General features: G+C 70.9%; 18 protein-coding genes, 2 tRNA genes and 1 pseudogene. 5 read left to right on the plus strand and 16 right to left on the minus strand.

From position 1 onward, the window contains the following. Nucleotides 1-87: 87 nt before the first annotated feature. The 5 genes from ndk to AB0M28_RS34980 all read right to left on the minus strand — a co-directional run bounded on the left by ndk (nucleotide 88) and on the right by AB0M28_RS34980 (nucleotide 6,385). Nucleotides 88-501 carry a nucleoside-diphosphate kinase gene (gene ndk, locus AB0M28_RS34960; protein WP_365413880.1) on the minus strand — a complete coding sequence of 138 codons (414 nt, stop codon included), beginning with the start codon at nucleotides 499-501 and terminating at the stop codon, nucleotides 88-90. A gap of 120 nt (nucleotides 502-621) precedes the next feature. Next, nucleotides 622-966, minus strand: a complete 345-nt coding sequence (locus AB0M28_RS34965; protein ID WP_365413882.1) for a DUF4233 domain-containing protein — start codon at nucleotides 964-966, stop codon at nucleotides 622-624. 7 nt (nucleotides 967-973) lie between these two features. Continuing rightward, nucleotides 974-2,497, minus strand: coding sequence for a folylpolyglutamate synthase/dihydrofolate synthase family protein (locus AB0M28_RS34970; RefSeq protein WP_365413884.1), 1,524 nt, complete (start codon nucleotides 2,495-2,497; stop codon nucleotides 974-976). A 64-nt stretch (nucleotides 2,498-2,561) separates the two neighbouring features. Next, the gene (locus tag AB0M28_RS34975) at nucleotides 2,562-3,611 is read right to left on the minus strand and encodes an acyltransferase (protein ID WP_365413886.1); all 1,050 of its coding nucleotides are present in this window, start codon (nucleotides 3,609-3,611) and stop codon (nucleotides 2,562-2,564) included. A gap of 158 nt (nucleotides 3,612-3,769) precedes the next feature. Continuing rightward, nucleotides 3,770-6,385 (minus strand): valine--tRNA ligase, encoded by a 2,616-nt coding sequence (locus AB0M28_RS34980; RefSeq protein WP_365413888.1) that lies wholly within the window; start codon nucleotides 6,383-6,385, stop codon nucleotides 3,770-3,772. A gap of 115 nt (nucleotides 6,386-6,500) precedes the next feature. Between AB0M28_RS34980 and AB0M28_RS34985 the strand changes: the two genes are divergently transcribed. From AB0M28_RS34985 to AB0M28_RS34995, 3 genes are all read left to right on the plus strand, one after another. Further along, entirely contained in the window at nucleotides 6,501-7,154 is a 654-nt protein-coding gene (locus AB0M28_RS34985; protein WP_365413890.1) for a hypothetical protein, read from the plus strand. Then, nucleotides 7,151-7,759, plus strand: a complete 609-nt coding sequence (locus tag AB0M28_RS34990; protein ID WP_365413892.1) for a hypothetical protein — start codon at nucleotides 7,151-7,153, stop codon at nucleotides 7,757-7,759. The genes AB0M28_RS34985 and AB0M28_RS34990 overlap by 4 nt, the downstream gene beginning before the upstream one ends. 144 nt (nucleotides 7,760-7,903) lie before the next feature. After that, nucleotides 7,904-8,968, plus strand: a complete 1,065-nt coding sequence (locus AB0M28_RS34995) for a hypothetical protein (RefSeq protein ID WP_365413894.1) — start codon at nucleotides 7,904-7,906, stop codon at nucleotides 8,966-8,968. 105 nt (nucleotides 8,969-9,073) lie between these two features. On the opposite strand, the gene clpX is transcribed toward AB0M28_RS34995, so the two are convergent. The 5 genes from clpX to AB0M28_RS35020 all read right to left on the minus strand — a co-directional run bounded on the left by clpX (nucleotide 9,074) and on the right by AB0M28_RS35020 (nucleotide 14,104). After that, the gene (gene clpX / locus AB0M28_RS35000; RefSeq protein ID WP_365413896.1) at nucleotides 9,074-10,366 is read right to left on the minus strand and encodes an ATP-dependent Clp protease ATP-binding subunit ClpX; all 1,293 of its coding nucleotides are present in this window, start codon (nucleotides 10,364-10,366) and stop codon (nucleotides 9,074-9,076) included. Between the two features lie 213 nt (nucleotides 10,367-10,579). Next, nucleotides 10,580-11,260, minus strand: coding sequence for an ATP-dependent Clp protease proteolytic subunit (locus AB0M28_RS35005; protein WP_365413898.1), 681 nt, complete (start codon nucleotides 11,258-11,260; stop codon nucleotides 10,580-10,582). Nucleotides 11,261-11,311: 51 nt separating this feature from the next. After that, the gene (locus tag AB0M28_RS35010) at nucleotides 11,312-11,926 is read right to left on the minus strand and encodes an ATP-dependent Clp protease proteolytic subunit (protein WP_365413900.1); all 615 of its coding nucleotides are present in this window, start codon (nucleotides 11,924-11,926) and stop codon (nucleotides 11,312-11,314) included. 489 nt (nucleotides 11,927-12,415) lie between these two features. Further along, nucleotides 12,416-13,786 (minus strand): trigger factor, encoded by a 1,371-nt coding sequence (gene tig, locus AB0M28_RS35015; RefSeq protein ID WP_365413902.1) that lies wholly within the window; start codon nucleotides 13,784-13,786, stop codon nucleotides 12,416-12,418. A gap of 241 nt (nucleotides 13,787-14,027) precedes the next feature. Continuing rightward, nucleotides 14,028-14,104: transfer RNA gene (locus tag AB0M28_RS35020), tRNA-Pro, on the minus strand. A 129-nt stretch (nucleotides 14,105-14,233) separates the two neighbouring features. On the opposite strand from AB0M28_RS35020, the gene AB0M28_RS35025 reads away from it, so the two are divergent. Next, nucleotides 14,234-14,304 (plus strand) — tRNA-Gly (locus AB0M28_RS35025). A gap of 185 nt (nucleotides 14,305-14,489) precedes the next feature. Then, nucleotides 14,490-14,846 carry a hypothetical protein gene (locus AB0M28_RS35030; RefSeq protein WP_365413904.1) on the plus strand — a complete coding sequence of 119 codons (357 nt, stop codon included), beginning with the start codon at nucleotides 14,490-14,492 and terminating at the stop codon, nucleotides 14,844-14,846. Nucleotides 14,847-14,879: 33 nt separating this feature from the next. Here the strand turns inward: AB0M28_RS35030 and AB0M28_RS35035 are convergent, their stop codons facing one another. The 6 genes and pseudogenes from AB0M28_RS35035 to AB0M28_RS35060 all read right to left on the minus strand — a co-directional run. Next, nucleotides 14,880-15,992: a tyrosine-type recombinase/integrase gene (locus tag AB0M28_RS35035; RefSeq protein ID WP_365413906.1), complete on the minus strand. Its 1,113-nt coding sequence runs from the start codon at nucleotides 15,990-15,992 to the stop codon at nucleotides 14,880-14,882. Then, the gene (locus tag AB0M28_RS35040) at nucleotides 15,992-16,204 is read right to left on the minus strand and encodes an excisionase family DNA-binding protein (RefSeq protein WP_365413908.1); all 213 of its coding nucleotides are present in this window, start codon (nucleotides 16,202-16,204) and stop codon (nucleotides 15,992-15,994) included. Before AB0M28_RS35040 ends, AB0M28_RS35035 begins: the two co-directional genes overlap by 1 nt. Further along, nucleotides 16,189-17,601: a replication initiator protein RepSA gene (gene repSA / locus AB0M28_RS35045; protein WP_365413910.1), complete on the minus strand. Its 1,413-nt coding sequence runs from the start codon at nucleotides 17,599-17,601 to the stop codon at nucleotides 16,189-16,191. The genes AB0M28_RS35040 and repSA overlap by 16 nt, the downstream gene beginning before the upstream one ends. Next, nucleotides 17,598-19,085 carry a DNA cytosine methyltransferase gene (locus AB0M28_RS35050; protein ID WP_365413912.1) on the minus strand — a complete coding sequence of 496 codons (1,488 nt, stop codon included), beginning with the start codon at nucleotides 19,083-19,085 and terminating at the stop codon, nucleotides 17,598-17,600. Before AB0M28_RS35050 ends, repSA begins: the two co-directional genes overlap by 4 nt. After that, complete coding sequence (locus AB0M28_RS35055; protein WP_365413914.1) at nucleotides 19,079-19,267, minus strand: hypothetical protein; 189 nt, start codon at nucleotides 19,265-19,267, stop codon at nucleotides 19,079-19,081. Before AB0M28_RS35055 ends, AB0M28_RS35050 begins: the two co-directional genes overlap by 7 nt. A gap of 94 nt (nucleotides 19,268-19,361) precedes the next feature. Next, nucleotides 19,362-19,549, minus strand: a pseudogene (locus tag AB0M28_RS35060) (SpdD-like protein); the annotation flags it as partial.

The raw sequence follows: 19,549 nt of genomic DNA on the forward strand, positions 1-19,549 counted from the left end.
GCCGCCCAGGGGGCGGCACGGGCGGGCGCAGCGGCCCCGCGGGCGGGGCGCCCCCCGGGACCACCACAGCGCCTGGCCCCCGAGGGGTCAGACCAGCGACGGGAAGAAGAGCTTCAGTTCGCGGGCTGCCGACTCCTCGGAGTCGGAGGCGTGGATGAGGTTCTCGCGCACGATCGTGCCGAAGTCACCGCGGATGCTGCCCGGCGCCGCCGCGATCGGGTCCGTCGGACCCGCGAGCGTACGGAGCCCCTCGATGACCCGCTCACCCTCGACGACCAGCACGACGACCGGCCCGGACGACATGAACTCGACCAGCGGCTCGTAGAACGGCTTGCCGATGTGCTCGCCGTAGTGCTGCTCCAGCAGCCCGCGGTCCAGCGAGCGCAGCTCCAGCGCGACGAGCTGCCAGCCTGCCTTCCGCTCGATCCGGCCGATGATCTCGCCCACCAGTCCCCTCCTGACCGCGTCAGGCTTGAGGAGGACGAGGCTGCGCTGGCTCATGGTGACGGCTCCTGCGGTGTACGAAAGCTATGGGACGGTAACCGCACTTTACCCGGCCCGCCCCGTACCCCCGCCCACGGCCCCGCACCGGCGAAGCCGAAGCAGAGGAGGAGACGCGGATCAGGCCGGCGAGGCCGGCGAGGCCGCCCGCGCCGCCTTGATCGCGTCGACCTTCCGCCCGAAGTGCACGGACGTCCACCACAGCCCCGCGAAGCACGCGCCGAGGAAGAACATGAGCGGCACGAGCACCCCGGACGCGATGAGCGCCACCTGCAGCGCCCAGCCGACGGCGACGCCGCCGGGCCGCGCCAGCATCCCGCAGAGCAGCACGGACAGCGCCATGCCCGCCCCGCAGACCGCCCACAGCACCCCGTGGGAGACGTCGGTGGTCTGCATGGCGACCAGCCCGGCGAAACCGATGATGAAGAACTCGCCGATCAGCGTGCTCGCGCAAAGCGTGCGCATACGACTGTCACTCCCTGCCCAGCAGCAGCCGGGCCTCGCCGACCGTGATGACGGATCCGGTGACCAGCACTCCGGCCCCGGAGTACTCGCCTTCTTCCTCGGCCAGGGTAATGGCCGCCTCGAGCGCGTCGTCCAGCCGCGGCTCGACCTGCACGCGCTCCTCGCCGAAGACCTCGACGGCGAGCGCCGCGAGGGCGTCGACGTCCATGCCGCGGTGGGAGGTGTTCCGGGTGACGACGACCTCCGCGAGGACCGGCTCGAGGGCCTCGAGCAGCCCCCGTACGTCCTTGCCCTCGCTGACCCCGACGACGCCGACGAGCCGGCTGAAGCCGAACGCCTCCTGCACGGCGGCCGCCGCGGCCCGACCGCCGGCCGGATTGTGCGCGGCGTCGAGGATGACCGTCGGGCTGCGCCGTACGACCTCCATCCGGCCCGGCGAGACGACGGAGGCGAACGCGCGCCGCACGGTGTCGTTGTCCAGGGTCCGCGAGTGCGCCGAGCCGATGCCGAAGAACGCCTCGACCGCCGCCAGCGCCACGGCCGCGTTGTGCGCCATGTGCTCGCCGTGCAGCGGCAGGAAGACGTCCGGGTACTCGCCGCCGAGCCCGCGCAGGGTGAGCATCTGCCCGCCGACGGCGACCTCGCGGGTGAGCACGCCGAACTCCATGCCCTCGCGGGCGACGGTGGCGTCCACCTCGACGGCCCGCTTCAGCAGCACCTGCGCCGCGTCGACGGGCTGCTGGGCGAGGACGACGGTGGCGTCCTTCTTGATGATCCCGGCCTTCTCCACCGCGATCTCGCCGGGCGTGGTGCCGAGCCGGTCGGTGTGGTCCAGCGAGATGGGGGTGACGACGGCGACGGCGGCGTCGATGACGTTGGTCGCGTCCCAGCTGCCGCCCATGCCGACCTCGACGACGGCGACGTCCACCGGCGCGTCGGCGAAGGCGGCGTACGCCATGCCGGTGAGGAACTCGAAGAAGGACAGCCGGTGCTCCTGCTGCCCGTCGACCATGTCGACGTAGGGCTTGATGTCCTGGTACGTCTCGATGAACTTCTCGTACGAGATGGGCGCGCCGTCCAGGCTGATCCGCTCGGTGTACGACTGCACGTGCGGGCTGGTGTAGCGGCCGGTGCGCAGCTCGAAGGCGGTGAGCAGGGCCTCGATCATGCGGGCGGTCGAGGTCTTGCCGTTGGTGCCGGTGATGTGGATCGAGGGGTACGAGCGCTGCGGGTGCCCGAGGACGTCCATCAGCGTCTCGATCCGTACCAGCGACGGGTCGAGCTTGGTCTCCGGCCAGCGGGTGGCCAGCTCCGCCTCGATCTCCTTGAGGGCCTCGACGACCGCGGGGTCCGTGGGCCGGGCGGGGACCGGATCGCCCTGCGGCGTCCCGGCCTGGGTGCGCAGGGTGCGGCTGCCCGCCTCGATCACGGCGAGGTCGGGATCGCGCCGGGTCTCCTCCTCGACAAGCTCCGCGAACTCGTCGGGGGTGTCGTCCGGATCGGGACCTGCAGATTCTGGGCGTTCGCTCACACCCCCAGTCTACGGAGCCGCCGCGCTCCCGTTCGTCAGGCCCGGCACGTGAGACGCCGGCGCCTCAGCCGAGCCAGCCGCGCAGCCCCAGCCGCCCCCACAGCGCGCTCGCCGCGAAGGAGGCGGCGATGGCGGCGAGAGCCGTCACGCCGAGGGCGACGGCGGCCGCCGGGCCGCCCGGCGCCCGCTCGGCGACGGGCCTGACCAGCAGCATCACGAACAGCAGATGCACCAGATACGTCCCGAAGGACGCGTCCGACAGCCGCACCAGCGCCGCCCTGAGACGGGCCGGCACCCGCACCCCGGCCAGCGCGCCCACCACGGCGAGCGTCAGCGCCGCCACGGCCGGGCTGCCGTACGGGGCGGGGTTGCGCACGGTGAACTGGTATCCGGCGACGGCGAGCAGGGCGACGCCCACTCCGGCGGCCCACAGCGGGCGCGGCCCGAGCCGGCGGGCGCAGAGCAGGGCGGCGCCCGCCACGGCGTACCCCAGGGAGTACCGCGAGACGCTCCAGTGCCACGGCGGCAGGTTCAGCCCGCTGAGCGTCCTCGCGTCGCCCCACAGCGCCGGTGCCACGGCGAAGCCGGCGACCGCCAGCAGCGACCAGCGGGGCAGGGCGCGGCCCTTGACGACGAGGACGGCGACGCCGAGGAGCAGCACCAGGGGGACGTAGGTGTAGAGGTACCAGAGGTGGAAGGCCGGCTGGACGGATCCGGCGAGGGCCCGCACGGACTCCTTCCCGAGCCCGCCGTTCAGCGGCGGCCCGGACAGGTACTGCCAGACCAGATAGACCGCCGTCCAGACGGCCATCGGGCGCAGCACGCGTCCGACACGGCGCAGCAGCTGCCGCTCGTCGGCCACGGGCGCACCGGCCAGGGCCGCCCAGCCGGCCATGGCGAAGAACGCGGGGACGGCGAAGCGGCTCGCCGAGTCGCCGGCGATCCCGGCGGTGCGGTGGCCCGCGTGGAGGAACTCGGCGGAGGCGTGGCACAGGACGACGGCCGCCGTACAGACGACGCGCAGCAGGTCGATGTCGTACCGGCGGACCCGCGGCGGCGCTCCCGGCTCCGCGGCCGGGGCGGGCAGGGCGGTCGGGGTCGCGATGCGGGGCATGGGGGGTGCTCCTGGGTCGGCGTCCTGACGACGGGCAAAGGGTCAGGATCGCGCCCGGGGGTTACGGAACGGCCACCACGACGTGAACCACCCCCGGACGGAGGGCTTCCGTCCGGGGGTGGTCCGCGTCTGCCTGGTCTGCGGCGGCCCGCAGGGGGTCACGCGCCGGGCATGGCCTCCAACTGGGCCTGGATACGGGCGATGTCCGCGTCCGCCGCCGTCAGCCGGGTGCGGATCTTCTCCACCACCTGGTCCGGGGCCTTCGCCAGGAACGCCTCGTTGCCGAGCTTCGCCGTGGCCTGGGCCTTCTCCTTCTCGGCAGCGGCCAGGTCCTTCGCCAGCCGCTTGCGCTCCGCCGCGAAGTCGATGGCGCCCGACAGGTCGAGCGACACCTTCGCGCCCGCGACGGGCAGCGAGGCGGTCGGCGAGAAGCCGTCGCCCTCCGGCTGCAGCCGCAGCAGCTGCCGGATCGCGGCCTCGTGGGGCTCCAGGCCCGTACCGCCGAGCTCCAGCCGGGCCGGGACCCGCTGGCCGTCGTTCAGGCCCTGGTCCTTGCGGAAGCGGCGGACCTCGGTGACGACCTGCTGCAGCCTGGCGATCTCCGCCTCGGCGGCGGCGTCGCGGAAGCCGGAGTCGAGCGGCCAGTCGGCGATCACGAGGGACTCGCCGCCGGTGAGCGTCGTCCACAGCTGCTCGGTGACGAACGGCATCAGCGGGTGCAGCAGCCGCAGCGTCACGTCCAGGACCTCGCCGAGCACCCGGCGGGTGGCGGCGGCGCCCTCGCCGGCCAGCGCGGTCTTCGACAGCTCCAGGTACCAGGCGAAGACCTCGTCCCAGGCGAAGTGGTAGAGCAGGTCGGACAGCTTCGCGAACTGGAAGTCCTCGTACAGGGCGTCCACTTCGGCGACGACCGTGTTCAGCCGGGACAGGATCCACCGGTCGGTGGCCGACAGCTCGGCCGCGTCCGGCAGCGGGCCGTCGACGGTGGCCTCGCTGATCATCGCGAAGCGGGTCGCGTTCCAGACCTTGTTGGCGAAGTTGCGGGACGCCTTGACCCAGTCCTCGCCGATCGGCACGTCGACGCCCGGGTTGGCGCCGGAGGTCAGGGTGAAGCGCAGGGCGTCGGAGCCGTACTGGTCCATCCAGTCCAGCGGGTTGACCGCGTTGCCGAAGGACTTCGACATCTTCTTGCCGAACTGGTCGCGGACCATGCCGTGCAGGGCGATCGTCTTGAACGGGATCTCGCCGTCCATCGCGTACAGGCCGAACATCATCATCCGGGCGACCCAGAAGAAGAGGATGTCGTAGCCCGTGACCAGCACGGAGTTCGGATAGAACTTCTTCAGGCTCTCGGTCTGCTCCGGCCAGCCCAGCGTGGAGAACGGCCACAGACCGGACGAGAACCAGGTGTCCAGGACGTCCGTGTCCTGCCGCCAGCCCTCGCCGCTCGGCGGCTGCTCGTCGGGGCCGACGCAGACGACCTCGCCGTTCGGGCCGTACCAGACGGGGATGCGGTGGCCCCACCACAGCTGGCGCGAGATGCACCAGTCGTGGAGGTTGTCGACCCAGTCGAAGTAGCGCTTCTCCATCTCCTGCGGGTGGATCGTCACCCGGCCGTCGCGGACCGCGTCGCCGGCGGCCTTCGCGAGCGGGCCGACCTTGACCCACCACTGCATCGACAGCCGCGGCTCGATCGTGGTCTTGCAGCGCGAGCAGTGGCCCACGGAGTGGGTGTACGGGCGCTTCTCGGCGACGATCCGGCCCTCGGCGCGCAGCGCGGCGACGATCGCGGAGCGGGCCTCGAGGCGGTCCAGGCCCTGGAAGGGGCCGTGGGCGGTGATGACCGCGTGCTCGTCCATGACGGCGAGCATCGGCAGGTTGTGGCGGCGGCCGATCTCGAAGTCGTTCGGGTCGTGGGCCGGGGTGACCTTGACGGCACCGGTGCCGAACTCCGGGTCGACGTGGGCGTCGGCGACGACGGGGATGCGGCGGCCGGTGAGCGGCAGCTCGATCTCGGTGCCGACCAGGTGCCTGTAGCGCTCGTCGTCGGGGTGCACGGCCACGGCGGTGTCGCCGAGCATCGTCTCGGCGCGGGTCGTGGCCACGACGATCGCGCTGTCGCCCTCCCCGTACCGGATGGAGACGAGCTCGCCGTCGTCGTCCTGGTACTCCACCTCGATGTCGGAGATCGCGGTGAGGCAGCGCGGGCACCAGTTGATGATGCGCTCGGCGCGGTAGATCAGCTCGTCGTCGTAGAGCCGCTTGAAGATCGTCTGGACGGCCTTGGACAGGCCCTCGTCCATGGTGAAGCGCTCACGGTCCCAGTCGACGCCGTCGCCGAGGCGGCGCATCTGGCCGGAGATCTGGCCACCGGACTCGCCCTTCCACTGCCAGACGCGCTCGACGAACGCCTCACGGCCGAGGTCGTGGCGGGACTTGCCCTCCTTGCCGAGCTCGCGCTCGACGACGTTCTGCGTCGCGATGCCGGCGTGGTCCATGCCGGGCTGCCACAGCGCCTCGTACCCCTGCATCCGCTTGCGCCGGGTGAGGGCGTCGATCAGCGTGTGCTCGAAGGCGTGGCCGAGGTGCAGGCTGCCGGTGACGTTCGGCGGGGGGATGACGATCGTGTACGGCTCTTTACCGCTGCCGGCGTCGGCCTTGAAGTAACCACGCTCCACCCAGCGCTCGTACAGCGGGCCCTCTACCTCGGAGGGCGTGTACTGCGTGGGGAGCTCTGCGGCTGTCTGGGGCTTCGGCTGCGTCTGGTCACTCACGCGGCACAGTGTACGGGCCGTGAGCCCCGTGCTACGAACCGGCCGAACCCCTGTTCAACGGGGTGTCGGTGCGGCATGATGCGGCGATCTTGACGCTTGTGGGGAGGGGTTCGGGATGGGGGGCGAGACGCGGCCGGCGCTGTCGGAGGCCGGGGACGCGGAAGGCGGCACGCCCGGGCGCCGCCGGTGGACGCGGCGCCACACGGTGGTGGCGGCGGCCGTCGCGGTGGCCCTGGCGGGGGCCGCGGTATGGGCGGGCGGGTGGTGGGGTCACCCCGCCGGGTATCGGCTGGCCGCCACGGAGCGGATCGGGGACTACCGGCTGGGGAGCTCGGACACGCGCGCGCAGCTGCTGAAGGACCTGCCGCGGGCCCTGAAGCGGGTCGAGGATCCCCATCTGCTGGGCGCGACGTACGTCCGCACGGACGTGTCGGTGACGGACCCGAACAGGATGGTGGCCGTCTACGCGGCATGGGGTGGCGTCGCGGACCCCCGCAAGGCGGTCGACGAGACGTGGCGCGCGCTCGAGGAGTACCCCGGCATGGTGCGCGAACCGATCCGCGCCGATGAGTTCCGGCCGGACGGGCTCGACGGCGCCGTCCTGGAATGCGCCCGCCTCTCGGTGATGGCCGACACGGTCACCCCCGCCTGCGTGTGGGCGGACGGCGACTCCCTCGCGGTGGTGATGCCCGGCACCGGGGACGATCTGGACGTACACGCGGGCGTCACCGCCACCATCCGGGCCGGGATGCGGGTCGAGGCGGGATGAGCACGGGCACCCGCATCGAGGTCATCGGCGCCGAGCCGTGGGCGGTGCCGCGGCCGTCGCGGCGGGTGGCTGCCCTCGGGGTCGTCGTCGTGCTTGTCGCCGCCGGTGTGGGGCTCAGCCTGTGGCGCGACCGCGACGTGCGGTACGAGGTGCGGGCCGTCGAGCGGATCGGGCGGGACTACCGGAAGGTCAGTGACCGGCCCGGGGAGGCGTTCCTCGCGCTGCCGGAGGGCGCCCTGCGCGGGCCCGGGGTGCGGGCGGCGCGCGGGTTCAACGTGGACTACGCCGCACAGGACGCCGGCGCGGGGCGCCCGCGGGGCGCGCTGGTCGTCGACGCCGCGTGGGGCGACGTCCCTGACCCCGGGGCGGCCGTCGACGCCGCGCTCGCCCGCGTCGAGGCGATACCGGGTTACACGCTCGGCCCGGCCCGCCGCACCGCGCCCGCCCCCGAGGGCACCGTGCTGCGGTGCGCGCCCGTGCACACCGGCGGCCGGGACACGACGGCGTGCGCCTGGGCCGACCGCGACACCGTGGGCGTGCTGCTGGGGCCGGGGCCCGCCGAGGCCCTCCGCATCCGCGGCGCCCTGCGGGTGGAGGGCGGCTGAGCCCGCTCCACAACCCCCCGCCGTTTGCAACGAATTGACGTGCGAAACGGCGCAGTCGTGCCACAGAACTTACGGCCCTCCTGACCACGACCCGGCCCGATCCGACAGTATGTGCGGGGTAAGCAGTCGTACGAGGGGACCGACATGAGCTACAACCAGCCACCGCCCGGACCGTACGGGGACGGTCAGCAGGGGCCTTACGGACAGCAGCCCGGTCCCTACGGCGGCCAGCCCCAGCAGGGGGGTTACGGCCAGCCGCAGCCGCAGCAGCCCTACAACGCGCCCACCCAGCCGGCGTACGGCTACCCGGGCCCGCAGCAGGACCAGTACGGCCAGCAGGGCGGCTACGGCCAGCCGCAGCAGGGCGGTTACCAGCAGCCGCAGTACGGCGGCCAGCCCCAACAGCCCTACGGCCAGCCGTCGTACGGCCAGCAGCCGCCGACCATGCCGCCGCAGACACCCGGCTCCGGCTCCGGCGGCAACGGCAAGACGATCGGCATCGTGGTCGCCGCGGTACTCGCGGTCGTCCTGATCGCCGGCGGCGTCTTCCTCTTCACCAACTCCGACGACGACGGCGGAGGCGGCGGCGGCAAGAACGACAAGGGCAACTCGGCCGCAGGCGGCGGCAAGCAGCAGGAGGAGACCAAGAAGTACAAGCTCACCGCCCCCCAGACCGTGGTGAGCGACTGGACCAAGGACGCCGCCAAGTCGAACGACGCCGCCCTGGAGCAGGAGGAGATCGACAACCTCAAGGAGCTCGGCGTCACCACCGACGGCAAGGTCAGCGCCGCCTACAAGGACGGCACGTCGAGCAACGCCAAGATCATGCAGTTCTCCGGCGTCTACGGCACCGTCGAGGACCCGGAGAAGGCCGTGGACGGCGCCTTCGAGAAGCTCACCAAGGACGCGGCCGACAGCGCCACCTCGACGGACAAGGCCGAGCCGGTCGGCAGCCCGCAGGCCTTCGAGCCCGCCGGCCTGGACGACGGCGCCGTGATGAAGTGCGTGAGCGTGAAGTACACCAGCACGAGCGGCAGCAAGGAGCTCAGCTTCGAGTTCCCGACCTGCGTCTGGGCGGACGCCAGCACGGTCGGCTACGTCGCCATCACCGATCCGAGCGCGGTCCTGACCGGCGGCACCACGATGGAGCTCAGCAAGGCCGCGGACATCAGCGCCGCCCTGCGCAAGGACACCCGCGTGGCGCTCTGAGCCGCGGCGCACCCCGCACGGCAGGGCGGACGCACCCCGCCCCGGCATACGACGGAGGGCCACCCGGACACCCGGGTGGCCCTCCGTCGTAAGTCCGCCGGCGCGCTACGCGCTCTTCTCGTGCCGGGGCCCGCTCTGCTCCCCCACCCGCGAGCGCGGGACGAGGGTCGGGTTGACGTTGGAGTGGACGACGTCCGCGGTGATGACGACGCGGGCCACGTCCTTGCGGGAGGGCACCTCGTACATCACCGACATCAGGACCTCTTCCATGATCGCGCGCAGTCCGCGCGCCCCCGTGCCGCGCAGGATCGCCTGGTCGGCGATTGCCTCCAGGGCCGGGCGGTCGAAGTCCAGCTCGACGCCGTCGAGCTCGAAGAGCCGCTGGTACTGCTTGACCAGCGCGTTGCGCGGCTCGATCAGGATCTGCAGCAGGGCGTCCCGGTCGAGGTTGTGCACCGAGGTGATGACGGGGAGGCGGCCGATGAACTCCGGGATCATCCCGAACTTCACCAGGTCCTCCGGCATGACCTCGCGGAACTGGTCGGAGGCGTCCACCTCGCGCTTGGAGCGGATGGTCGCCCCGAAGCCGATGCCCTTGGCGCCCGCCCGCGACTCGATGATCTTCTCCAGTCCGGCGAAGGCGCCGCCCACGATGAACAGCACGTTCGTCGTGTCGATCTGGATGAACTCCTGGTGCGGGTGCTTGCGCCCGCCCTGCGGCGGTACGGAGGCGGTGGTGCCCTCCAGGATCTTCAGCAGGGCCTGCTGCACGCCCTCGCCGGAGACGTCGCGCGTGATCGACGGGTTCTCGCTCTTGCGGGCGACCTTGTCGATCTCGTCGATGTAGATGATGCCGGTCTCGGCCTTCTTGACGTCGTAGTCGGCGGCCTGGATCAGCTTCAGCAGGATGTTCTCGACGTCCTCGCCGACATAGCCGGCCTCGGTCAGCGCCGTGGCGTCGGCGATCGCGAAGGGGACGTTCAGCATCCGGGCCAGGGTCTGGGCGAGGAGGGTCTTGCCGGAGCCGGTGGGACCGAGGAGCAGGATGTTCGACTTGGCGAGCTCGATGCCGTCCTCACGGCTGTTCGCGCCGCCGTTCTCGCCGGCCTGCACCCGCTTGTAGTGGTTGTACACGGCGACGGAGAGGGCCTTCTTCGCGGCCTCCTGGCCGACGACGTACCCCTCGAGGAACTCGTAGATCTCGCGGGGCTTGGGGAGCTCCTCCCAGCGCACCTCGGAGGTCTCGGCGAGCTCCTCCTCGATGATCTCGTTGCAGAGGTCGATGCACTCGTCGCAGATGTACACGCCGGGACCCGCGATGAGCTTCTTCACCTGCTTCTGGCTCTTTCCGCAGAACGAGCACTTGAGCAGGTCGCCGCCGTCACCAATGCGTGCCACGAGGTATTTCCCCTTCGCCATGCGTTCCGTCTGGATCTGTGAGGTTCGTTCGACGGAACCTGGTTGCGTATCGACGGTACCTTGCCGGAACCCCCGAACGGCCCCCCTTGGACCGAACTCACTTGGTCGTGAGGGTCACAGGGGGGCCGTCATGGTATGCGATCCACCCGCGCCGCGAGGGCCGGTCGGCCGTGTCCGGCCGTGAGCGGGGCGTCAGCCGCCCAGCGTGACCGCGCTCTTGCGGGTCGAGACGATCTGGTCGATCAGCCCGTACTCCAGGGCCTCCTCGGCCGTGAGGATCTTGTCGCGCTCGATGTCGTCGCGGATCTTCTCGATCTGCTGGGAGGAGTGCTTGGCGAGCATCTCCTCCAGCAGGGCGCGCATCCGCAGGATCTCGTTCGCGGCGATCTCCAGGTCCGAGACCTGGCCGCGGCCGGTCTGGCCGGACGGCTGGTGGATCAGGATCCGGGCGTTCGGCAGGGCCATCCGCTTGCCCTTGGTGCCGGCGGCGAGCAGGACCGCGGCGGCGGAGGCCGCCTGGCCCATGCAGACCGTCTGGATGTCGGGCTTCACGAACTGCATCGTGTCGTAGATCGCCGTCAGCGCCGTGAAGTCACCGCCCGGGCTGTTGATGTAGACCGAGATGTCGCGGTCCGGGTCCATCGACTCCAGGCACAGCAGCTGCGCCATGACGTCGTTGGCGGAGGTGTCGTCGATCGGCGCGCCGAGGAAGATGACGCGCTCCTCGAAGAGCTTGGCGTACGGGTCGTACTCCCGGATGCCCTGCGAGGTGCGCTCGACGAAGCGCGGGATCATGTAGCGGGCCTCGGCGGCCAGGCCGCCCCGGCCCTCGGCCTGATAGCGGTCGTAGATACCGCGGGGGAAGTTCTGCATCGTGGTGTTCCGTCCGTGAGAGCTGGGGGTGTGAACCGCGGAAGGCGGGCGTCAGGCGCCGGTGCCGCCGCCGCCCGGGACCGACGAGGCGGAGGAGATGACCTCGTCGATCAGGCCGTACTCCTTGGCCTCCAGCGCGGAGAACCAGCGGTCGCGGTCGGAGTCGTGGGTGACCTGCTCGACGGTCTGACCCGTGTGGAAGGAGGTCAGCTCCGCCATCTTCTTCTTCGTACGCAGCAGCTGCTCGGCGTGGATCTTGATGTCCGTGGCCGAACCGGCCAGACCGGCGGACGGCTGGTGGATCAGGATCTCGGCGTTGGGGAGCGCGAAGCGCTTGCCCGGGGTGCCGGCGCTCAGCAGGAACTGGCCCATCGAGGCGGCCATGCCCATCGCGATCGTCACGACGTCGTTCTTGATGAACTGCATCGTGTCGTAGATCGCCATACCGGCGGTGATGGAACCGCCCGGGCTGTTGATGTAGAGGTTGATGTCCTTGTCCGGGTCGGCCGCGAGCAGCAGCAGCTGCGCCGTGATCCTGTTGGCGATGTCGTCGTCGACCTGCTGGCCGAGGAAGATGATCCGCTCGTTGAGCAGCCGGTTGTAGACCTGGTCGCCGAGGCCGCCGAAGGCCGGCTCGCCCGCACCGGAAAGCATCGGGTTCGTCACGTTCCACCTGCTCGCTTAGTCCGACGGCCGCACGGGCCGTCCTACGTATTCGCTACCTTGCTATGGACCCTAACGCGCGGCCCTGCGGCCGCCATCCCGGTTCCCGAACTGTTCGCTGTGAGCGCAGGCGGGCCCGGGGGGCCCGGGGATGGGGGGCAGGGACGGACTCCGTCCGCGCGTGCGCGTGTCCGTGGACGGGGGGCGGGAGCGCCTTTTCAGCCCGTCCGGCGTTTGAGGACGAGCGCCGAAGGCGCGATGCGGGCGCAGCCCGCAATCCAGCCCGTCCGGCGTCTGAGGACGAGCGCCGAAGGCGCGACCGCGGGCGCAGCCCGCGAAGGGGGCCCGGGGGCGAAGCCCCCGCAGCGCGAGGTGACCGCGACCGACCGGGGGGTCTGGGGGCGCAGCCCCCAGGAAGCGCGACCGGAAACGCCCGCGGGGCCCCACCACGCAGCCGCGCAGCGAGACCCCGCAGGGAGGTGTACGAGAGGATCAGTCCTCGGTCGTCGCACCCTCGGCGTCAGCCGAGACCGTCTCCGCGGTCTCGTCCTCGTCGTCGAGGTCCACGACCTCACCGTTGGCGTCCTTCACCGTGGCCGCCTCGACCACGATCGCCAGCGCCTTGCCACGCGCGACCTCGCCCACGAGGACCGGCACCTGGCCGCCCTCGACGACGGCCTGCGCGAACTGGTCCGGGGACATGCCGGAGGAGGCGGCGCGGCGCATGAGGTGCTCGGTGAGCTCCTCCTGCCCGACGTTCACCTTCTCCTTGGCGACGAGCTCGTCGAGGATGAACTGGGTCTTGATGCCCTTGACGGCCTGCTCGCGCAGGTCCGCGTCGAACTCCTCGGCGGTCTTCTCCTGGACCTTGAGGTAGCCCTCGAGGTCGAGGCCCATCTGCGCCAGCTGGTGGTGCTCCAGGTTGTGCTTGCGGGTGCCGATCTCGTCCTCGAGCAGCTTCTCGGGGACGGGGACCTCGATCAGCTCGATGAGCTTGTCGAGGACCTTCTCCTGCGCCTGCGTGGCCTGGTCGTACTTCTTCATCTGGGCCAGTCGCTTCTCGCTGTCGGCCTTCAGCTCGTCCAGGGTGTCGAACTCGGACGCCAGCTGGGCGAACTCGTCGTCCAGCTCGGGCAGGGCCTTCTCGGCGACGGCGGTCACCTTGACGGTGATCTCCGCCTCCTGGCCGGCCGCGGTGCCGCCCTTGAGCTCGGAGGTGAAGGTGGCCTCGCCGCCGGCCTCCAGGCCGGTGACGGCGGCGTCGATGCCGTCCAGCAGCTCGCCGGAGCCGATGGTGTACGACACGCCCTCGGCGACGCCGTCGGGGAGGACCTCGCCGTCGACCTTGGCCTCGAGGTCGACGGTGACGACGTCACCCTCGGCCGCGGCCCGCTCGACGGGGTTGGTGGAGGCGAAGCGCTCGCGCAGCTGCTCGACGGACTTCTCGATGTCCTCGGCGGTCACCTCGACGGCGTCGACCTCGACCTCGATGCCGGAGAAGTCCTCCGGGAGCTCCAGCGTCGGGCGGATGTCGACCTCGGCGGTGAAGGACAGCAGCTCGTTGTCCTTCAGCTCCTTGATGTCGACCTCGGGCTGGCCCAGCGGGTTGAGGTCACCCTCCTGGATCGCCTCGTTGTAGAACTTCGGAAGAGCGTCGTTGATGGCCTCTTCCAGCACGGCGCCCCGGCCGAACCGCTGGTCGATGACGCGCGCCGGGATCTTGCCCTTGCGGAAGCCCGGCACGGTGACCTGCTGGTTGATCTTCTTGTACGCCGCGTCGAGGCTGGGCTTGAGCTCCTCGAAGGGCACCTCGACAGTGAGCCGAACCCGGGTCGGGTTCAGGGTCTCCACGGCGCTCTTCACGGTTCGGTCTCCTTGGGGGCTGACTGCTGTGGGGTTTCGCTTGGGACTCTCTGTCACGGCCCGCACACCTGGCACGGCGCATCCGGCTCGCCCGAGAGGCGCTGCCCGTCATCTTTCTGTCCGCGCGCGTACGGCGGACACACAGGAGCGCAGCTTGCATAGTACCGGCAGCGGCGGGAGACGCCGAAACGCGTGCCTCGTGAGGAAAGTCTCCGAGGGGGGTCACCGTTGACTGCCGACGTGGTCGGGGTGGCCGGATTCGAACCGACGACCTTCCGCTCCCAAAGCGGACGCGCTACCAAGCTGCGCCACACCCCGTAGGTGCGGCAGTAGATTACATGGCGGCCGCCCCGCTCCGCGCCGGAATACCCCAGCCCCGGCGCAGTGTGCGAGAACCCCCCGCGACCCGCTACGATGCCCACCGTGCCGCGATCGTGCAGCGGCCACGCGGGCGTAGCTCAATGGTAGAGCCCCAGTCTTCCAAACTGGCTACGCGGGTTCGATTCCCGTCGCCCGCTCAGAGACGGCTAGGCCCCAGCTCAGCGACATGATCGCCAGGCTGGGGCCTAGATCGTTCCGGGGTTGTGTTCTGCCTCGCGTGCCAGATTCGTGCCAGATCCACGAAGACGTCGTTTCTCCTGGCTGAGGCTTGCGCCGGGGTCCGACCAGGTGGGTGTCAGTGGGATGTGAGAGTCTCCGGGGCATGAGTTACGACCTTGCTGTATGGGAAGGCAAGAGGCCGGCGGACGACAAGACCGCTGGCCAGGTCTTCAGCGATCTATACGACCGCTACATCGACGGCAAGGCGGATGAGCCTCCGTCCGAGCGCATTGCGGCTTACGTGCACGTGCTGCTTGAGCGGTGGTGCGACATCACCGAGGATGACGAGGACACCTCGCCTTGGTCCACCGGTCCGTTGATTGGTGAAGCCAGGGGTCCGCTGATCTACTTCGCCATGCGATGGAGCATGGCCGAGGAGGCGTCGGCCTACGCGGCGGCGGTCGCGGAGTCCATGGGGTTGGTCTGCTTCGACGTACAGCAGGACCGACTCAGGCCGTAAGCAAGGCCGCCAGTCAGGGGTAGCCAATCACCCCTAAGAATCTTGGTCGCGCTGCTCCTCGATCAGCTTGTTCAGGGCATCCCGGATGAGCCGCTCACGCTCGGACGCCGCGTGCTGGTAGATGAGTGCTGCGCGCATTGTGCTGTGCCCCATCCGGGCCATGAGTTCCCTGGTGCTCGCGCCGGCGGCAGCGGCGAGGGTGTTGCTCGTATGCCGGAGGTCGTGGAAGCGCAGGCCCCTGATCCCGGCTTCCGCGCAGGCAGCACGCCACACCCGGTTGAAGTGGTTGCGTCGAGGCGTAGCCCGCTGCGCGCCGATGAACACGCGCCCGTCCGCGCCGTGCTCCGCGTACTTCTCCAGGTGGGCGGTGATCTCGTCCAGCAGCACGGCGGGGATGCCCACGGTCCGGCGGCCGGCGTCGCTCTTCGGGGCCTTGACCAGGCGCGTACCGTCCTGCAGTTCGGTCACTGCGCGCCGGACCCGGATGGTTGCCGCCCGCGTGTCGATGTCCCGGCGGTGCAGGCCGATCAGCTCGCCCCAGCGCAGGCCGCAGAAACCAGCGAGCAGCACGAGTAGTCTGTACCGGGGATTGATCGCCCCGGCGATCGCGTACACCTCCCCCACCGTGGCGGTTGGCCGCTCCGGGGTGGGCACCGAGCTTGCCCCCTTGATCCGGCAGGGGTTCTGGCGCCTCAGCCCGTCCTCGACCGCGGTGGCCAGGACAGCGCGCAGCAGGGCGTACGCCTTGGCCACGGTCGGGGCCCCGACGCCGGATTCCAGCCGCTCTGCCCGCCAGGACCGGACCGCGCCGGCCGTGATGTCCGCGACGGCCACGGCCCCGAAGGTCGGATCGAGGTGATGCTTCAGCAGTGACCGGTACAGGTCCGCAGTCCGAGGTGACAGCCCGCGCTCTTTGATCCACTTCAGCGCGTACGGCCCGAAGTGAACCTTCCCCAGCTCGGGATCAATCCAGTCGCCCCGGCGGATCTCGCTCTGCTGTTCGGCAAGCCATTCGTCCGCTTCCTTCTTGGTCGGGAACGTCTTCGGCGCAGGCCGCATCCGGGCGTCGGGCGCGAGGTACCGGGCCTGATAGCGCCCGGACGGCATCTTGCGGATGCTGCCGAACTGCCGCTTCCTCCGGGCCATCAGGCAGCCCTCCCGAAGCGGACGCTGCGGGCATCTCGCGGCTGGACAGTCCCCGCGAGGATGAACGCGTCCAGCGCGCTCTCGGGGATGCGTACGTGCGTGCCGAGCTTCACGTAGGTGATGCGACGTTCTTCGATCAGCCGCCGCGGGAACCTCTCCGTCGTCCCGAGCCGTTCCGCAGCCTCAGCCACGGTCATCAAGCGGTCTGCCATGCCTGTTCTCCTTCCTGGTATCGGATGTCCGCGAGGGCTTCGCGGGCGGTTTCGCGGTTGAGCTGGATGTCGCGGGCAACCCCCGCGGCAAGAGCGGATTCGCCGGGGGTGTGGCCGTGGCCGGCGTAGGCCCAGTGGTTCAGCACGAGCACGGTGTCCGGCTCGATCTCGCCGAGGCCGAGGGCTTCTCGCTGCTGGGCCGCGCGGTAGTCCGCCCGGGTCTGTCGCAGCGCGCCGAGGGTGGTGGAGTAGTGGCGGGACTTGGTGGAGAAGTGGCCGCGGAAGCCGAGCATGTGAGCCCAGGCCCACAGCCGCCGCTCGGGGTAGAGCGTGTCGAGGTGCCAGCACGCTTCGATCAGGCGCCGGGGGTGGTCGTCGAGGCCGAGGACGTCGAGGGCTTCGAGGCTGCCGATCGGGCGGTCCACGGTGCCCGTGGTTTCCGCCGCCTTGGTGGCGTACTTCCCGACGTACGCGGCGATCGCGCCCTCGGTGATCTCGGTGCCGCCCTCGAAGGCCCGGATCGGGCGGACGTCGAAGACACGGCCCCAGCGCAGGACCCGGTGCGGCTGGTCGGCGACGGCCGGGACGGTGACGGACGTGTAGGCGTGGCGCAGGGCCGCACCGATCGCGTCGGTGAGCAGGGTGGTGGTGGCCCAGGCCGGCGGGGGTGCGTCGGGGCCGTCCGGTCCGTCGAGGCGGATCACCGCGTGGAAGTGGACCGCGCCCCGGCGCTGGAACTCCGCGACCTTGCCGTACGACAGCCGGGCGACGTCGGCCAGCGCGCGCTGGGACAGCCCTGCCCGTGCTGCGATCTCGCGGCGCAGCCGTTTGGCGAAGCGGTCCCACAGCTGTCCGGCATGGTTGTTGAACAGCACCGCGCCGGTGTAGTCGTACGCGGCGGGATCGAGCGGGGTGCCGAGTACGGGGTCGCTGTCCCGGTGCCGGGCGCCGCACCCACAGGCGCCGCGATCGGGCCGGTTGTGGACCGGGCCGAACGAGGGGGCGGTGAGGGTGAGGAACACCCGGGGGTGGTCGCGCACCGTTTCGGGGATGTTCTTGCCGGGGTCGCCGCACAGGCCGGAGCGGATCAGGTGGTAGGTGTCACCGGCGTACAGCCATGCGCACGGCTCGCAGCGGGAGGCGCGGCGGTTGCCGCAGGCGATGCGCAGCCGGCCGCCCGGTTCGTGTTCGGTGGTGTAGTGATGCAGGACCTCCCCGGTGGTCTTGTCCTTGGTGAGGGTCCAGCCGGTCAGGTGGATCGGGTCGGCGCAGCCACCGGTGCGGTGGATCTGGTCCCGCCAGCGGTCGAACTTCGGATCACGGGCGGTCCACAGCAGGTCGAGCAGGGCGATGGGATCGAGTCCGGCGTTCGCGGCAGCGTTGTCGAGGTCTGTCACAGCACCGCCTTGATGCGCTCGCCGAGCCACCGGGCGACGTTGACGGACACGGCGTTGCCCGCCTGCATGGTCTGTTCGCCCTGGTTGCCGTGCACGACGTAGGTGTGCGGGAAGCGCTGGGCAAGCAGTTGTTCGCGCGGCTTGACCATGCGGTAGCGGCAGTCCTCCAGCACCGGGGCCGGCTCGCAGATGGCGGCGGAGTCCTTCGTGCCGAGGGTGTGCAGCGGCTGGCCGGCGGTCTTGGCGTCCGCGTTGCGGTACGGGATCACCAGCCAGTGGTGCCGCCCCTTCGCGGTGACCGAGGTGACCGGTTCGGATACGGGGGTGGGCAGCACGTTGTTCCGCGCGGTGACGATGAACGAGTCGTCCGCCTGGGGCGGCGTGACCAGAGCCTCGAATCCCTTGGGGTTCGCCAGCCGGGTACGCATCGGTTCGGACGTCAGCGTCGGAGTGGTATTCCAGGTACCGCCGGCCGGGACGAGCAGTGCGTCCCCGATCCGAGCCGTACGGGTGGACAACGGTGCGGCGTCGGCGGGGAACGCGCGGCCGTCGTGCCCGGCATGGTTGACCGTGAGGAGCATCCGCTGGTCCCCGAGCATCGCCAGGCCCTTGCGGATCCGGGTGACCGTGTTCGCGGCCAGCGGCGGCAGCCGGTGCGCGGGCCGGTCGGCGATACGCACCCCGAGGTCGGTCCAGTCGATGATGGACGCCGCGGGGCGCACGTACGGCTCCACCACGGTGTGGCGGCACCGGGCGCCGTTGGGGCACACGTACCGGTACTGGCGCCGGTACTTGCCCAGGTGCCGGGCGCGGGGGTTGTTCCACGACTGCACCGCGGCGACGTCCGTCCCGCACGCCGGGCACCACGCCAGGGGGCGGGGCTCGACGTCCGGCAGCGGGATGCCCTCGCGGGTGAGCACGATGTAGATCCGGTCCCGCCACTGCGGCGCGGGGTCGTTGGCATCTCCGCCGGCGTGTGCCGAGGAGATGGACACGAACTGGACCCGGTAGCCGAGGGTCTTCATGCCCAGCAGCCAGACGTCGAACAGCTCCCAGTCCTCGGTGACCTCCCACACGTTCTCGACAAGGATCACGCGGTAACGGTGGACCTCGGCAGCGCGGATGACGTCCCAGAAGGTGGCCCGGGTACGCTCGAAACCGGCCTGCGGAACGTGCCCGAACGCCTCGATCCCCAGCTGTCCGTGCCCCGGCTTCTTGCCACCCTTGGGCTTGCGGCGGCGTCCGCCGGCGGGGCTGGACTCGGTGCAGATCGGCGACGCCCACAGCACGTCCGTGGACGGCAGGCGACGCATGTCGTAGTTGTTGATGTCCGCGCACAGGTGGTCGGCGTCCGGGTGGTTCGCGGCGTGCGTCTCGATCGCCGTTGCCCAGTGGTTCGCCGCGAGCCTCAGTTCGTACCCGGCTTCCACCAGGCCCGTGGACGAGCCCCCCGCGCCGCAGAACAGGTCGGTGAAGGTCAGCACGAGGCAGCCTCCGTGACCGGAGCGCGGCGGGCGGTGGTTCCGGCGCCCTCGCAGTTCGGGCAGGCCACCTTCAGGATGCGGCGGGTGCCGTCAGGGTTGCGGGTGCCGGAGTCGATGGCGACGACGGGGAAGCCATCGCAGTGGCCGCAGACCAAGGTGGGCGGGGCGGCGGGGTCGGGCATGATGGGTCTCTCCTTTTCGATCTCAGGGTTGGGAAGGGGCCAGGGCCTCGGGGCGGTCGATGCTTGGCGGTATCGATGCCGCCCCGGGGGCCGGTCAGCGTCGCTCGGAGGCGACCAGGGAGCGGATCACCAGTGCGCACACCGCGACCGAGGCGGCGGTGATGGCGACGGCGAGCAGCAGCGAGACGAGAACCGCGCCGACCACGAGGACGACGGCGGTACCGGCGCCCACCGCGGCGATGACGCCGGCCGGGGTGAGCTGGACCGTGTTGCGGCGGGCGG

This window comes from Streptomyces sp. NPDC051940 (assembly GCF_040680895.1).
GTDB lineage: Bacteria > Actinomycetota > Actinomycetes > Streptomycetales > Streptomycetaceae > Streptomyces.

Excerpts from the sequence above, each read along its gene's own strand:
- ndk (WP_365413880.1), bottom strand. The coding sequence starts at position 501 with ATGAGCCAGCGCAGCCTCGTCCTCCTCAAGCCTGACGCGGTCAGGAGG.
- AB0M28_RS35005 (WP_365413898.1), bottom strand. The coding sequence starts at position 11,260 with ATGCAGAACTTCCCCCGCGGTATCTACGACCGCTATCAGGCCGAGGGC.
- AB0M28_RS35030 (WP_365413904.1), top strand. The coding sequence starts at position 14,490 with ATGAGTTACGACCTTGCTGTATGGGAAGGCAAGAGGCCGGCGGACGAC.
- AB0M28_RS34965 (WP_365413882.1), bottom strand. The coding sequence starts at position 966 with ATGCGCACGCTTTGCGCGAGCACGCTGATCGGCGAGTTCTTCATCATC.
- AB0M28_RS35055 (WP_365413914.1), bottom strand. The coding sequence starts at position 19,267 with ATGCCCGACCCCGCCGCCCCGCCCACCTTGGTCTGCGGCCACTGCGAT.
- AB0M28_RS34995 (WP_365413894.1), top strand. The coding sequence starts at position 7,904 with ATGAGCTACAACCAGCCACCGCCCGGACCGTACGGGGACGGTCAGCAG.
- AB0M28_RS35035 (WP_365413906.1), bottom strand. The coding sequence starts at position 15,992 with ATGGCCCGGAGGAAGCGGCAGTTCGGCAGCATCCGCAAGATGCCGTCC.
- AB0M28_RS34975 (WP_365413886.1), bottom strand. The coding sequence starts at position 3,611 with ATGCCCCGCATCGCGACCCCGACCGCCCTGCCCGCCCCGGCCGCGGAG.
- AB0M28_RS34990 (WP_365413892.1), top strand. The coding sequence starts at position 7,151 with ATGAGCACGGGCACCCGCATCGAGGTCATCGGCGCCGAGCCGTGGGCG.
- AB0M28_RS35040 (WP_365413908.1), bottom strand. The coding sequence starts at position 16,204 with ATGGCAGACCGCTTGATGACCGTGGCTGAGGCTGCGGAACGGCTCGGG.
- AB0M28_RS34985 (WP_365413890.1), top strand. The coding sequence starts at position 6,501 with ATGGGGGGCGAGACGCGGCCGGCGCTGTCGGAGGCCGGGGACGCGGAA.